Genomic DNA, 13,418 nt, shown 5'->3' with positions numbered 1-13,418 from the left:
TTGCTTTAGGTCTGGGGCGTTCAGGTCTTGGCGTCCATGTCGAACAGGCGGGCGTATTCGGCGAGCGCGTAGCGGTCGGTCATGCCGGCGATGTAGTCGGCGACCAGCCGCGCCAGCACCGTCCGGTTGCCGTGCCCGCCCTGTTTGGCGATCTCCTCCTGCCACTGCGTCGGCAGGGTGTTCGGCTCGGCCATGAACAGGTCGAACAAGGCGGTGACCACCCGCTTGCACTTGCTCATTTCCCGGTTCACCCGGTAATGGCGGTACATGCGCTGTTTCAGGAAGGCGCGCAAGGGCCGCTGCGCCTCGAACATCGCGGGGGAGAAGCTGACGACTGGCTCCGGCAGGGCGCGCAGTTCGGCGGCGCTTCCCGGGCGGTGGCGGTCCAGCCGCTCCCGCGTTTCGGCCAGCAGGTCGACGATCATGTTGTTGATCATCCGCCGGATCGTCTCGTGGATCAGGCGGGAGCGCTCCAGCCCGGGATAGCGGTCGCAGACCTGCCGCACCACTGGGCCGACCAGCGGCAGCTCCGCCACCTCGTCCACCGTGAACAGGCCGGCGCGCAGCCCGTCGTCGATGTCGTGGTTGTTGTAGGCGATGTCGTCGGCCAGGGCCGCCACCTGCGCCTCTGCGCCCGGGTTGGTGTGAAGCTCCAGGTCCCAGCGCTCCTGGAAGGCGGCCAGCGTCGTCGGCAGCTTTTCACCATCATGGAGAGGCAGAAGCGGGCCGTTGTGCTTGACCACGCCCTCCAGCGTTTCCCAGGTCAGGTTCAGCCCGTCGAAGTCGGCGTAGCGCCGCTCCAGCATCGTCAGGATGCGCAGCGTCTGGTCGTTGTGGGCGAAGCCGCCGTAGGGCGCCATGCAGGCGTTCAGCGCGTCCTCTCCGGCATGGCCGAAGGGGGTGTGGCCGAGATCGTGGGCGAGCGCCACCGCCTCCGCCAGATCCTCGTTCAGGCCGAGCGCGCGGCTGATCGAGCGGGCGATCTGCGCCACCTCCAGGCTGTGGGTCAGGCGCGTGCGGAAATAGTCGCCCTCGTGATAGACGAAGACCTGCGTCTTGTACTTCAGCTTGCGGAAGGCACCGGAATGCACGATGCGGTCGCGGTCGCGCTGGAAGCACGAGCGCGTCGGGCTTTCCGGCTCCGGGAACAGCCGGCCGCGCGTCTGTGCGGGGTCGCAGCCATAGGGCGCCGGGCGATCCTGGAAGAAGTCCGCCGTCATGGCGCGGACACTACCGACGCAAACCGCGCTGTGCAACGGCGAAGGCGGAGACCGGCCGAGACATCCGGCAGCCGCAAGCAGGCATTCGGGCACAGGCGAACCGCAGGTCAGGCATGAGTTCGCCGGACATGCCTTTGACGAAAGGCGGACACACCCTTACATTCGTCGTTGTGTCGTCTGTCCCGCGAAACACCCCCGCGAAACACCGAGGTCCGTCCCATGCCCGACACCGCCCTTCCCGCCACCGCGCAAGAGGGTGCGCGCGTTCTCGCCGTGTCCGACAGCGCCGCCAAGCGCGTCGCCTTCCTGATCGAGCATGAGGGCGACCCGGCCCTGATGCTGCGCCTGACCGTGTCGGGTGGCGGCTGCTCCGGCTTCCAGTACGGCTTCGCCTTCGACGCCACGGCGAACGAGGACGACCATGTGTTCGAGAAGAACGGCGTGAAAGTCGTCACCGACGACGCCTCGCTGGACCTGCTGGCCGGCTCCACCCTCGACTATGTCGAGGACCTGATGGGGGCCGCGTTCCAGATCAAGAATCCGAACGCAACGGCGTCCTGCGGCTGCGGCAATTCCTTCGCCGCCTGACGGTTCCTTTTTCCCCTGGCCTTTGCCGAACAAGAAGAACACGACGTGAAGATCGCCACCTGGAACGTCAATTCGGCGAAGGCCCGCCTTCCGCTGATCACCGACTGGCTGCGCGCGGAGTCCCCGGACGTCGCGCTTCTGCAGGAGATCAAGTGCGAAACCGCGGCCTTCCCCCGCGCCGCCTTCGAGGAATTGGGCTATCACGTCACGCCGGTGGGGCAGAAGTCCTACAACGGCGTGGCGTTCCTCTCCAAGGCGCCGCACGAGGACGTGCTGACCCGCCTGCCCGGCGAGCCGGAGGACGAGCAGGCCCGCTATGTCGAGGCCTCGGTGGGCGGCGTGCGCATCGCCTCGCTCTATCTGCCCAACGGCAATCCGCTCGGGACGGAGAAGTTCGCCTACAAGCTCCGCTGGATGGACCGGCTGCACACCCATGCCCGCGACCTGCTGGCGCAAGAAATCCCCTTCGTTCTGGGCGGCGACTACAACATCATTCCGGAGCCGCGCGACGTCTTCGACCCGGTGGCCTTCGCCGGCGACGCCCTGTTCCAGCCCGAATCGCGGGCGAAGTTCCGCGCCCTGCTGAATCTAGGCCTGACCGAAGCCTACCGCGCCCTGCACGACGACGACCACGCCTACACCTTCTGGGACTATCAGGCGGGCTGCTGGCCACGGGACCTGGGGTTGCGCATCGATCACTTCCTGCTGTCCCCGCAGGCCGCCGACCGCTTGGTGGAGTGCCGCATCGACCGTCGCCCGCGCGGTGCGGAAAAAGCGTCCGACCACACGCCGGTCCTGCTCGAGCTGCGTAACAGGTCAGACATTTCTTAAATTTTTTCACGCATCCTCAAGGCCGACTCGAAAACCGAGCGAGCGTCCATCCGCGGGGAGAGGCGGCAAGACGATGGTCTGGGGACAGGACAGCGGTCGCAGAGCGATCGAAGAACTGCTGACGGCCATCGAGCAGCAGGCCGGCGAAGCGGTCGCACTGGGCGTGCGTGCACAGCGCGATATCCAGGAAGACCGTTTCTCCTCGTTCCTCGGCTTCCGCCGGAAGGTGGAGGAGGTGCGCGCCCTCGTTACCCTGACGGAAGAGCGCCTGACGACCGTTGGCACGGCGAAGCTGCCCGACCTGCGCACGGAGTTCGAACGGATCGACCTTCTCCTGACCGGCCTGCTGGCCCGCGCCACCCGGAACTATTTCGAACGGATGCGGGACGATCAGGCGCTCCCCATGGGCGCCCGCGAGCTGTTCGAGCCGGAGTTGAAGATCATCGAGGAGATGCGCAGCAAGCTGGACCGCCCACACTATGCGGGCCGCGTTTCGGCCACGGTGATCGAGGATCTGGAGGCGACCGGCGTCATGATCCGCAAGGTCCTCAGCCGAGCCCCCAGCCTGCCGGATTTCTCCGACTCTCCGACGCCCCCGAAGCCGACGAAGCGGCTGTCGAACCTGGGCCGCCCGATCCGGATGTGACTTCCCCACGTTGAACCAAGACGGCCCCCGCGCGACGAGCATCAAAAGCGAGTTGACCGAAGAACGGGGACACGGCATGTTCCCCCCGCTTCTGATCCTCGGTGAGGGGATAGCCTGAGATCGGGCGCCAATTTCGGGGATCAGGGTAGGGACCAGAGAGCAATGGTTCCCAGACGCGCAAGGCTAAGCCCTTGAAGGCGTTGATTGGATGGGTGGCCGAGCGGTTTAAGGCTCCAGTCTTGAAAACTGGCGTGGGGGCAACTTCACCGTGGGTTCGAATCCCACCCCATCCGCCACCCAATTTCCGCTTGCATTTCTGCGTTTCCCAACCGAATCGGCGCTTACATTCCCTTGATCCCGGTTCATTTGAAAATCCATACGATTGTAATGTTTCCTTCAGGGCTTTGTGCTTCTCTGAAGCAATGGTCGTGGAGGCCGCATGCGGATTTTGGTGGTCGACGATTCGCGCATGGCGCGCACGGTGCTGTGCCAGCAGCTTGAGGGCTTCGGCCATCAGGCGGCTTTTGCCGAAAGCGGTCAGGCGGCGCTGGCGCGTTGCCGCGACGAGCCCATCGACATCGCGCTGGTCGATTTCCGCGTCGGCGAGATGGAGGGCGTGGAGGTCTGCTGGCACCTGCGTGCGGCGCAGCGGGAACGGCACCTCTACCTCATGCTGATGATCCCCGGCAGCATCACCAACCAGTTCTTCGAGGTCGTGGAGAACGGCGCCGACGAGTTTCTGCGCAAGCCGCTGGACCTGACATGGCTGCGCGCCCGGCTGCTCGCCGCCTCCCGCGTGGTCGACATGCAGCGCCAGTTGGAGCGCCTCGCCACCACCGATTCGCTGACCGGCGCACTGAACCGTGGGCGCTTCATGGCGCGCGCCGCCGACGAGGTGGCTCGGGCGCAGCGCAGCGGCCAACCGCTGTCGGCAATCATGCTGGACATCGACCACTTCAAGAAGGTCAACGACACCTACGGCCACGCCACCGGGGACGAGGCCATCCGCACCGTGGTCCGCGTCTGCCGCTCCATGGTCCGCGGCGCGGACGTCCTGGGCCGGCTGGGCGGCGAGGAGTTCGCCATCCTGCTGCCCGAAACGCCGCCACAGGGAGCGGCGCTGCTGGCGGAGCGGTTGCGCCGGGCGCTTTCCGAAACCGACGTGCGCATCGCCAACGGCGCCGGGTCCGTCCTCTCCTTCACGGTCAGCATCGGGGTCAGCGCGCTGCGACCGGCCGAGACCAGCGTCGCCGCGGTGCTCGCCCGGGCGGACGAGGCGCTGTACCGTGCGAAGAACGGCGGCCGCAACCGCGTGGTGTGCGACGCCGCGCCGTGATCCGGTGCGGAGCCGTCAACTACCCGTCAGGCTCCCGGCACCAGCCAGGGCCGCGCCTCGGCGTCGGCGCGGTCGAAGGCATCGATGGCGTCCTGGTGGCGCAGCGTCAGGGCCACGTCGTCGAGGCCCTCGATCAGACATTCTTTCTTGAACGGGTCGATGGCGAAGGTCAGCGGCTGGCCGTCCGGGCCGGTCAGCGTCTGGGCCGACAGGTCCACGGTGACGGCGGCGCCCGGCGTTTCCTGCAACTGGCGGCGCAGTTCCGCCACCGTCTCCTCCGGCAGGGTGATGGTCAGCAGGCCGTTCTTGGCAGCGTTGGCGGCAAAGATGTCGCCGAAGCTGGGGGCGACGACGCAGCGGAACCCGCCGTCCACCAGCGCGTAGACCGCCCCCTCCCGCGACGACCCGCAGCCGAAATTGCGGTCGGTCACCATCACGCGCGCCCCGACAAAGGCCGGGTCGTCCAGCGGAAAGCCTGGCTTGCGCTCGTCATGGAACAGGAAATTGCCGTAACCGGCGCTGCGCGGCTTCTTCAGGAAGCGGGCAGGCAAAAGCTGGTCGGTGTCGATGTTGGCGATGTCGAGCGGCACCGCCGGCGCGGTCAGCGTGACGAAGGGGTCCATCCTTACGAAGCTCCGAGCTTGCGGACATCGAGCGTCCGGACATCGGTGAGGCGCCCTGTCACGGCGGCGGCGGCGGCCATGGCCGGGCTCATCAGATGCGTGCGCGCGTTCGGCCCCTGACGGCCCGGGAAGTTGCGGTTGGTGGTCGAGGCGCAGCGCTCCCCAGCCGGGACGAGGTCGCCGTTGATGCCGACGCACATCGAACAGCCGGGCTCGCCCCATTCCAGGCCGGCGTCGGTGAAGACGCGGTCCAGCCCTTCCGCCTCGGCCTGACGGCGCACCGGGACCGATCCCGGAACCACCAGCCCCGGCACCGCGGCGCGGCGGCCGCGCAGCACGGCGGCGGCGGCGCGCAGGTCCTCCAGCCGGGCGTTGGTGCAGGAGCCGATGAAAACGCGGTCGATGCCGATTTCTTCCAGCCGCGTGCCGGGGGCCAGCCCCATGTAGTCGAGCATCTTGCGCATCTGGCCGGCGCGCACCGGGTCGCTCTCGGTCCCGGGATCGGGAACCGCGCCGGTGACCGGAACCGCGGTCTCCGGGCTGGTGCCCCAGGTGACCGACGGGGCGATGGCGGCGGCGTCGAGCGACACCTCGCGGTCGAAGGCGGCGTCCGGATCGCTGGGCAGGGTGCGCCAATGTTCGACCGCACGGTCGAACAGCGCACCCTTCGGGGCGTAGGTTCGTCCTTCGATCCAGGAGAAGGTGGTGTCGTCGGGGGCGATCATGCCGGCCCGCGCCCCCGCCTCGATCGACATGTTGCAGACGGTCAGCCGGCCTTCCATCGACAGGGCGCGGATGGCGCTGCCGGCGTATTCGATGACGTGGCCGGCCGCACCGTCGGCGCCGATGAAGCCGATCACCGCCAGGATCAGGTCCTTGGCCGTCACATGCTCGCCAAGCTCCCCATCGACGGTGACGCGCATGGTCTTGGGCCGGCGCTGCCACAGCGTCTGGGTCGCCAGCACATGCGACACCTCGGTGGCGCCGATGCCGAAGGCGAGCGCACCAAAGGCGCCGTGGGTGGAGGTGTGGCTGTCGCCGCAGACGATGGTCAGGCCCGGCAGGGTCAGCCCCTGTTCCGGCGCCAGCACATGGACGATGCCCTGCGCCGGATCGTGCAGACCGAAATGGCGCAGTCCATGGCGGCCGGCGTTCGCCTCCAGCATCGTCACCATGTTGGCGATCTCGGGATCGGCGATCGGCTTGGCGCGGCTGTGCGAGGGCACGTAATGGTCGGCGACGGCGAAGGTCAGCTCCGGCCGGCGCACCGGGCGCTTGGCGTGGTCGATCATGCCGAAGGCGTGGAACGAGCCCTCGTGCAGGAAATGGCGGTCGATGGCGAGCAGCGCCTGCCCGTCCGGCCGGGTCGCCACCAGATGGGCGTCCCAGACCTTGTCGAACAGGCTGCGGGGGTGCGACGTCATGGGGTGCTTTCCTCCTTCACGGCGTCCGCGGCGGCCACCCCGGCGATGCGCCCAAGCGCCACCGCGGTCAGCAGCCCGTTGCCCGACAGGTAGCCGGACGCCTTCGATCCCGACACGCCGCAGGCGGCCCCGCCGGCGGCGTAGAGGTTGGGCAGCGGGCCGCCCTCCCCGCTCAAGACGCGGGCATCGTCATCGACGACCAGCCCGCCCTGGGTGTGGAACAGGGCGCCGGTGACGCGGACGGCGCGGTAAGGCGCTGCCAGAGGGGCCGCGCCGGCGAAGTCCCGGCCGAAGCCGTCGGTCTCCCCTGCGGCATTCAACCGGTCGACCTCGGCCAAGGTGGCGGCCAAGGCGTCCGCGTCGACCTTCATCAGACGGGCAAGGTCCGCCGGGCTGTCGGCGGCGAGCACCGCGCCCATCGCCTCGGCCTGCCGGAAATCCTCGAACTGGCGGGCGACGGCGGCGATGCGCTCGTCGAAGACGGTCCAGGCGACGCCGTCCGGCTGGCGCAGCACGACGGCGGCCTGCTCCGAATAGCCCTGCGCCTCGTTGGAGAAGCGCTTGCCGTCCGTGTTCACCTGCACGCCGCCTTCGGTGACCGTCGCCCAGGTGACCAGGATGCCGGCGGGATGGGCGACCGAGCCGTGGCCCTGGTGCCCCGACAGGTACCGCGTCGCCGCCCCCAGAGCCTCCCCCCAGAGGAGCGCGTCGCCCTGGTTGCCGGGATGGCCGAAATAGAGCGCGTCGGCCAGTTCCGGCACATGACGCTCGATCAGCTCCCGGTTGCCACCATAGCCGTTGCAGGCGAGGACCAGGGCGACGCAGCCGACCCGCTCGACGCTGCCGTCGGGCCGGGTGACCTCCACGCCGCGCACGCGCGGGCCGTCGGCGTGGAGCGCGGTCACATGCGCCTCGCACAGCACGTCGATGCCGGCGGCCTCGACGGCGCCGCGCAGCCAGTCGATCAGTTCCGCCCCCGACCGGCTGGGCAGCCCGTGCATGCGCCGGGCGCTGTGGCCGGGATAGGTGAAGTTGTCGACCATCGAGAACGGCAGGCCATAGCGGTCGGCCAGCCATTCCAGCGCCGGGCCGACCGCGTGGGCGACACGGGACACGTCCGCCGGGTCGGGTTCCCCCTTCGCCTTGGCGATGATGTCGGCAGCGAAGAGTTCCGCGCTGTCCTCGATCCCGGCGGCGCGCTGCCAGCGGGTGCCCGGCGCCGGGATCAGGCCGGCCGACAGGGCGGTGGAGCCCTGGGGCAGCGCGTCGCGCTCCAGCACCAGCACCTCCGCCCCGCGCTCGTGGGCGGCGAGCGCGGCGATCATCCCGGCCGCACCGCCGCCGATCACGACGACGGGCACCGTGAATTCGAACGTCACGCCCTCGGCGGGCAGGATGCGGCTCATGGCGCGGACAGCTCCTCCAGCATCGCCGCGACCGTCGCCACGCGGCAGACCGGGCGCAGGGCGGCGACCGAGACGTCATGGACCTGCGTCGTGAAAGCGGCGCAGCCGTCCTCCAGCAGGATGGTGTCGAAGTCGCGGACATGGGCGTCGCGCACGGTCGAGGCGACGCCGCCGTTGGTGACGATGCCGCAGACCAGCAGACGCTCCACCCCGCATTTGCGCAGCACCCACTCCAGCCGCGACATGTAGAAGGCGGAATAGGCGATCTTCTCGACCTCCACATCGACGGGCTGGAGCGTGTCCACCGTGCGATGGCCCCAGCCGCCCGGCTGGAAGTCGCCCTTCGCCAGGAACGGACGCAGCGCCTTCAGGTGGGGGGAGATCATCGGCTCGCCGCCGCGACCGGGAACCAGCGTGAAGTTGGTCGAGATGACCCAGCCGCCGCGCGACCGCAGACGGTCGGCCAGCGGCTTCACTCGCTCCGGCAGGGCCAGGATCTCCGGCGCCGTCTGGCCGGCGCGACCATAGGCCCCCTCGGCGTGCAGGAAATCATTCTGCAGATCGCAGACCAGAAGCGCGGTGCGCTCCAAAGGGATTGCCGCGGCGCTCATCGGGCGCTCCTTTCCACGATGACGTTGCCGTAGCCGTCGACGCGGGCGCTCAGGTCGGGATCGATGACGGTGGTGGCGTCCGGCTGCTCCAGAATCGCCGGACCCTGGACATGCGCACCGACCGGCAGGTCGAGACGGTTGTAGACCGCCGTTTCGTGCCACGCCCCGTCGAACCAGACGGGCCGCGAACCGGCATAGGCGCCCTCCACCGTCGTGCCGGCGGCCGGGGCCAGGGCGGCGAGGTCGAAGTGCGGGCGGCGGCCGATGGCGGCGGTGCGCAGGTTGACGATCTTGGCGCCAACCCCCGGCAGCAGCCGGCTGAAGGACGCCTGATAGGCACGCTCGAAGGCCGCGCGGATGGTCGCCTCGTCGACATCCGTGGTCCCGTTCGCCACCGACACCGGCAGCGGCACGGCGACCGTGTGGGTCTGGCCGATGTAGTGCATGTCGAGTTCGAAGACGAGGTCGATGCGCTCGACGCTGAGGCCGGCTGACTCCACCACGGCGCGGGCGGCGGTCGCCTCCTCCACCATGCGGCGGTCGAGCGACGCGGCGTCGATGCCGGCCAGCGGCAGGTTCACCGTCTGCACCTGATCGTGGCGGATGTCGGCGATGACGCAGCCGAGCGCCGAGGTCACGCCCGGGAAGCGCGGCACCAGCGCCGCCTTCAGCCTGACCTCCTTGATGAGAGCGCCGACATGCAGCGCGCCACCGCCGCCGAAGGGCACGGCGACGAACTTGGCCGGGTCGTGGCCGCGCTCGATGGAGACGAGGCGGATGGCGCCGGCCATCTTGCTGTTGGCGATGCGCACCACCGCCTCCGCCGCCGCCATGACGTCGAGGCCGAGCGGCTCGGCGACGTGGGTGGTGATGGCGGTGCGGGCGGCGTCGACGTCCAGCCGGGCGAGCTTGCCGCCGATCGGACGCTCCGCGTTGATGCGGCCGAGCAGCACGTTGGCGTCGGTCAGCGTCGGGCGGGTATTGCCCTGGCCGTAGCAGACCGGCCCCGGCCGCGAGCCGGCGCTCTCCGGCCCGACTTGGAGCATGCCGCCGGGATCAACCCCGGCGATGGAGCCGCCGCCGGCGCCGATGGTGGTGATCTCGATCATCGGCGTGCGGACGACCAGACCGAAGTCGATGGTGGTCTGGGCGGCCAGCATGGTCTGCCCCTCGACTACCAGCGACACGTCGAAGCTGGTGCCGCCGAGGTCGCCGGTGATGACGTTGGGGAAGCCCGCCGCCTTGGCGATCGCCGCCGCGGCGATGACGCCGGCCGCCGGCCCCGACAGGGCGGTGCGCACCGGCAGGCGCCGCGCGGTGTCGGTGGACATCACGCCGCCGTTCGACTGCACGATGTGGAAGCGGCCGCCGAACCCCTCCCCGGCCAGCGCGTTGTCGAGCTTGGCGAGGTAGCTGCCGACCACCGGCTGGAGATAGGCGTTCAGCGCGGTGGTCGAGGTGCGCTCGAACTCGCGGATTTCCGGCAGGATGCGCGACGAGCATTCGAGGTTGGCGTTGGGCCAGACCTCGCGCGCCGCCTCCAGCGCCGCCAGCTCGTTTGCCGGGTTGGCGTAGGCGTTGATGAAGACGATGGCCAGCGCCTCCGCCCCCATTTCGGCCAGCCGGCGGGCGCAGGCGCGCACCTCGTCGGGATCGACGGCGGCGCGGACGGTGCCGTCGGCCAGCGTGCGCTCCGCCACCTCCAGCCGCAGGTCGCGGTCGACCACGGGGACGAAGTCGCCCCACAGGCCCCAGGTCTGGCGGCGGTCGCGGCGGCGCATCTCCAGCACGTCGCGGAAGCCGGCGGTGGTGATCAGCCCGACCTTGGCGCCCTTGCGCTCCAGCAGAGCGTTGGTGCCGACCGTGGTGCCGTGGACGATGGAGCCCAGCTCGGCGACCGGGCCGAAGCTCTGCAGGCCGGCAAGGAAGCCGACCGCCTCGTCGCCGCGATTGGACGGGACCTTGGCGGTGCGGAAGCTGCCGCGCGCCTCGTCGTAGTGGAACAGGTCGGTGAAGGTGCCGCCGACGTCGACGCCGACGATTGCACCTGTGGAGATGCCGTTGCTCATGGTCTTGCTTCCGGATTCGTCAGGCGGCGGAGGTTTCGCGGAGCGCCGCGGTGGCGGCGACATCGAGCGCGCCGTCGTCGGTCAGCGCCACGCCGTAGGCGCTGCGCGCGGCCTCGGCGCCGAGATAGCCGAGCCGCACGTCTCGGGCCACGGCCTCGGCGTCGCGCCGCTTCGGGTCGCCCCAGCCGCCGCCACCCGGAGTCTCCAGCCGGACGCGCTGGCCGTCGCGGATCCTCACGTCGGTGACCTTGGAGGCGAGCGGCGGCGACTTTTCGCCCTCGTCGCTCTGCCAGACGAAGCGGTTCAGCGCCGCGGGCGTGCCGCCGGCCACCCCGAAGGGCGCGAAGACACCGCGCTCGCCCAGCAGGAAGACGTCGGCGGCGGTCAGCGCCTCAATCTCGTAGACGGCCCCCAGCCCGCCGCGGTGCAGTCCGGCCCCGGCGGAATCCGGACGCAGCGCCCATTGGGTGAACATCACCGGATAGGCCGCTTCGAGGATTTCCACCGGCGGGATGGTGGCGGTCGAGATCGGGTTGTTGGCGTGGTTCAGCCCGTCGCTCTCCGGGTTGCCGCCCAGGCCGCCGCCGAAGAAGGAGAACATGACCCAGCGCGAGCCGTCCGGACGGTGGCCGGCCAGCGACAGCGCGTTGATGGTGCCGAAGGGCGCGGCGGTGGCGCGGGACGGGTCGGCGAGCGCCAGCGCGCCGAACACCACGCCAATGACGCGCAGGATGGTCTCGGTGTAGCCGCCGACCGGTTTGGGCGGCTTCACCGCCAGCAGAGTCGTCTCGGGGATGACGAAGGTGATAGGGTTGAGGCAGCCGGCGTTGGCCGGCACGTCGGTGAAGACATGCTTCAGCGCGACGTAGCAGCAGGCGACCGCCGTGGAATAGGCGATGTTGAGCGGCCCGGCGCAGGGTGCCGAGGAGCGGGAGAAGTCCAGCACCATGCGATCACCCGCGATGGTCAGGTCGAGCGCGATCCGCAGACGGTCGGCGGTGATGCCGTCGTTGTCGAGATAATCCTCGAAGCTGTAGGTGCCGTCGGGCAGCTTGGACAGCGCGCGGCGCATCAGCGCCTCGGCCCGCGCGGTGAAGGCGTCGAAGGCCGCGGCGACGGTGTCCTCGCCATGCTCGTCCAGCAGCTCGGTCAGGCGGCGCACGCCCAGATCGAGCGCGTTGAGCTGCCCGTTGAGGTCGCCGTAGTTGGACACCGGCACGCGGGAGTTGGCTGCGAGGATCGCCAGCAGGTCGTGGTTCATCACCCCGGCCTTGACAAGCTTCACCGGCGGGATGCGCACCCCCTCCTGGAAACTGTCGGTGGCCCGCGCGTTGAAGTTGCCGGGCACGTTGCCGCCGATGTCGAGCCAGTGGCCGACCGACGCCATCCAGCAGAACAGCCGGCCCTGGCGGAAGATCGGCCGCACCAGCCGGAAGTCGTTCAGGTGGGTGCCGCCGTCGTAGGGATCGTTGAACAGGAAGATGTCGTCGGGGTGCAGGTCGCCCTCCCGCGCCACCTTGTCGATCACCGCCTTGACCGCGAAGGCCATGGCGCCGACGAAGATCGGCAGGCCGTTGGTTCCCTGCACCAGGGTGGCGCCGGTCTCGGCGTGGTAGAGGCCATGGCAGGCGTCGCGCGCCTCGGCGATGATCGGGTTGAAGGCGGAGCGGTAGAGCGTCGCGTCCATCTCGTCGGCGATCTGCTCCAGCCGGCCCTTCAGGACGGCCAGCGTGACGGGGTCGATTGTGGTGGTCTTGGTGGTCATGCCGCATCCTCCCGCTTGGCGGAGGTGAAGTCCTTGTAGGTTTCGCCGAGCGCCAGCATCTCCGGCGTGCCGATGAGATCGTTCAGCGCGTTGAAGTCGAACATGCGGTCGCGGAAGGGCTGGGTGGTGCCGTGGGCAGCCAGCGAGGCGTAATAGTCCTGCGCCTGCCGGGCCAGCGCCCGCACGATGCCGCCGGGGAAGATCACCAGCCGGTAGCCGAGATCGCCCAGGTCGGCGGCGGAGCTGATCGGCGTCTGCCCGCCCTCCACCATGTTCGCCAGCAACGGGCGGATGCCGCCGAGGTCGGTGGCGATGGCGGACAGCTGCTCGCGGCTCTTCGGCGCCTCGACGAACAGCACGTCAGCGCCGGCCTCGACATAGAGCCGGGCGCGGTCGAGCGCCGCCGGGACTCCCTCCACCGCCACCGCGTCGGTGCGGGCAATGATCAGCGTGCCTTCGCTGGTGCGGGCGTCGACCGCCGCCTTGATCTTGCCGGCCATCTCGCCGGCCGGGATCACCGCCTTGTCGGTCAGGTGGCCGCAGCGCTTGGGAAAGCTCTGGTCCTCAAGCTGAAGCGCGGTGGCGCCGGCCCGCTCGAACATGCGCACGGTGCGCTGCACGTTGAGCGCGTTGCCGTAGCCGGTGTCGGCGTCCACCACCAGCGGAGTCGGCACGCGGTCGCGCACCAGCGCGATGGTGTCCGCCACCTCGCTGACCGACACCAGCCCGATGTCGGGCCGGCCGAGCCGGGTATAGGCGATGGCCGCGCCCGACAGGTACAGCGCCTCGAACCCCGCGCCCGCTGCCAGCGAGGCGGTGAAGGCGTCGTAGACGCCGGGGGCCAGGACGACGCGGTCCTCGGAAAGCCGCTGTTTGAAGGTGAGGTCGGGTCGGGTCAT

Annotated in this window: 12 protein-coding genes and 1 tRNA gene; 5 read left to right on the top strand and 8 right to left on the bottom strand. The window is 69.7% G+C overall.

The window, feature by feature from the left end; genetic code table 11:
• Nucleotides 1-20 precede the first annotated feature (20 nt).
• Nucleotides 21-1,220 carry a deoxyguanosinetriphosphate triphosphohydrolase gene (locus tag ACWPXE_RS10865; RefSeq protein ID WP_454017834.1) on the bottom strand — a complete coding sequence of 400 codons (1,200 nt, stop codon included), beginning with the start codon at nucleotides 1,218-1,220 and terminating at the stop codon, nucleotides 21-23.
• A 219-nt stretch (nucleotides 1,221-1,439) separates the two neighbouring features.
• Between ACWPXE_RS10865 and erpA the strand changes: the two genes are divergently transcribed.
• The 5 genes from erpA to ACWPXE_RS10840 all read left to right on the top strand — a co-directional run bounded on the left by erpA (nucleotide 1,440) and on the right by ACWPXE_RS10840 (nucleotide 4,621).
• Nucleotides 1,440-1,808: an iron-sulfur cluster insertion protein ErpA gene (gene erpA / locus ACWPXE_RS10860; RefSeq protein ID WP_145623718.1), complete on the top strand. Its 369-nt coding sequence runs from the start codon at nucleotides 1,440-1,442 to the stop codon at nucleotides 1,806-1,808.
• 45 nt (nucleotides 1,809-1,853) lie between these two features.
• A complete protein-coding gene (locus tag ACWPXE_RS10855) occupies nucleotides 1,854-2,639 on the top strand; it encodes an exodeoxyribonuclease III (protein ID WP_454017833.1) in 786 nt (261 codons plus the stop codon).
• A gap of 73 nt (nucleotides 2,640-2,712) precedes the next feature.
• Complete coding sequence (locus ACWPXE_RS10850; RefSeq protein WP_454017832.1) at nucleotides 2,713-3,285, top strand: hypothetical protein; 573 nt, start codon at nucleotides 2,713-2,715, stop codon at nucleotides 3,283-3,285.
• Nucleotides 3,286-3,491: 206 nt separating this feature from the next.
• A tRNA-Ser gene (locus ACWPXE_RS10845) sits at nucleotides 3,492-3,581 on the top strand.
• A gap of 143 nt (nucleotides 3,582-3,724) precedes the next feature.
• Nucleotides 3,725-4,621: a diguanylate cyclase gene (locus tag ACWPXE_RS10840; protein ID WP_454017831.1), complete on the top strand. Its 897-nt coding sequence runs from the start codon at nucleotides 3,725-3,727 to the stop codon at nucleotides 4,619-4,621.
• Nucleotides 4,622-4,647: 26 nt separating this feature from the next.
• Here the strand turns inward: ACWPXE_RS10840 and leuD are convergent, their stop codons facing one another.
• From leuD to ACWPXE_RS10805, 7 genes are read right to left on the bottom strand one after another with little or no spacing between them, the layout of a single operon-like run.
• Nucleotides 4,648-5,244, bottom strand: a complete 597-nt coding sequence (gene leuD, locus ACWPXE_RS10835; protein ID WP_454017830.1) for a 3-isopropylmalate dehydratase small subunit — start codon at nucleotides 5,242-5,244, stop codon at nucleotides 4,648-4,650.
• A gap of 2 nt (nucleotides 5,245-5,246) precedes the next feature.
• A complete protein-coding gene (leuC, locus tag ACWPXE_RS10830) occupies nucleotides 5,247-6,668 on the bottom strand; it encodes a 3-isopropylmalate dehydratase large subunit (RefSeq protein ID WP_454017829.1) in 1,422 nt (473 codons plus the stop codon).
• Nucleotides 6,665-8,074, bottom strand: coding sequence for an FAD-dependent oxidoreductase (locus ACWPXE_RS10825; RefSeq protein ID WP_454017828.1), 1,410 nt, complete (start codon nucleotides 8,072-8,074; stop codon nucleotides 6,665-6,667). Before ACWPXE_RS10825 ends, leuC begins: the two co-directional genes overlap by 4 nt.
• A complete protein-coding gene (locus ACWPXE_RS10820; protein WP_454017827.1) occupies nucleotides 8,071-8,685 on the bottom strand; it encodes a cysteine hydrolase family protein in 615 nt (204 codons plus the stop codon). The genes ACWPXE_RS10825 and ACWPXE_RS10820 overlap by 4 nt, the downstream gene beginning before the upstream one ends.
• Nucleotides 8,682-10,754: a hydantoinase/oxoprolinase family protein gene (locus ACWPXE_RS10815; RefSeq protein WP_454017826.1), complete on the bottom strand. Its 2,073-nt coding sequence runs from the start codon at nucleotides 10,752-10,754 to the stop codon at nucleotides 8,682-8,684. Before ACWPXE_RS10815 ends, ACWPXE_RS10820 begins: the two co-directional genes overlap by 4 nt.
• A gap of 19 nt (nucleotides 10,755-10,773) precedes the next feature.
• Complete coding sequence (locus tag ACWPXE_RS10810; RefSeq protein ID WP_454017825.1) at nucleotides 10,774-12,519, bottom strand: hydantoinase B/oxoprolinase family protein; 1,746 nt, start codon at nucleotides 12,517-12,519, stop codon at nucleotides 10,774-10,776.
• Nucleotides 12,516-13,418 carry an isocitrate lyase/PEP mutase family protein gene (locus ACWPXE_RS10805; RefSeq protein ID WP_237906011.1) on the bottom strand — a complete coding sequence of 301 codons (903 nt, stop codon included), beginning with the start codon at nucleotides 13,416-13,418 and terminating at the stop codon, nucleotides 12,516-12,518. Before ACWPXE_RS10805 ends, ACWPXE_RS10810 begins: the two co-directional genes overlap by 4 nt.

The organism is Azospirillum sp. Marseille-Q6669, from assembly GCF_965111635.1.
This window is presented reverse-complemented; position numbering and strand designations above follow the sequence as displayed.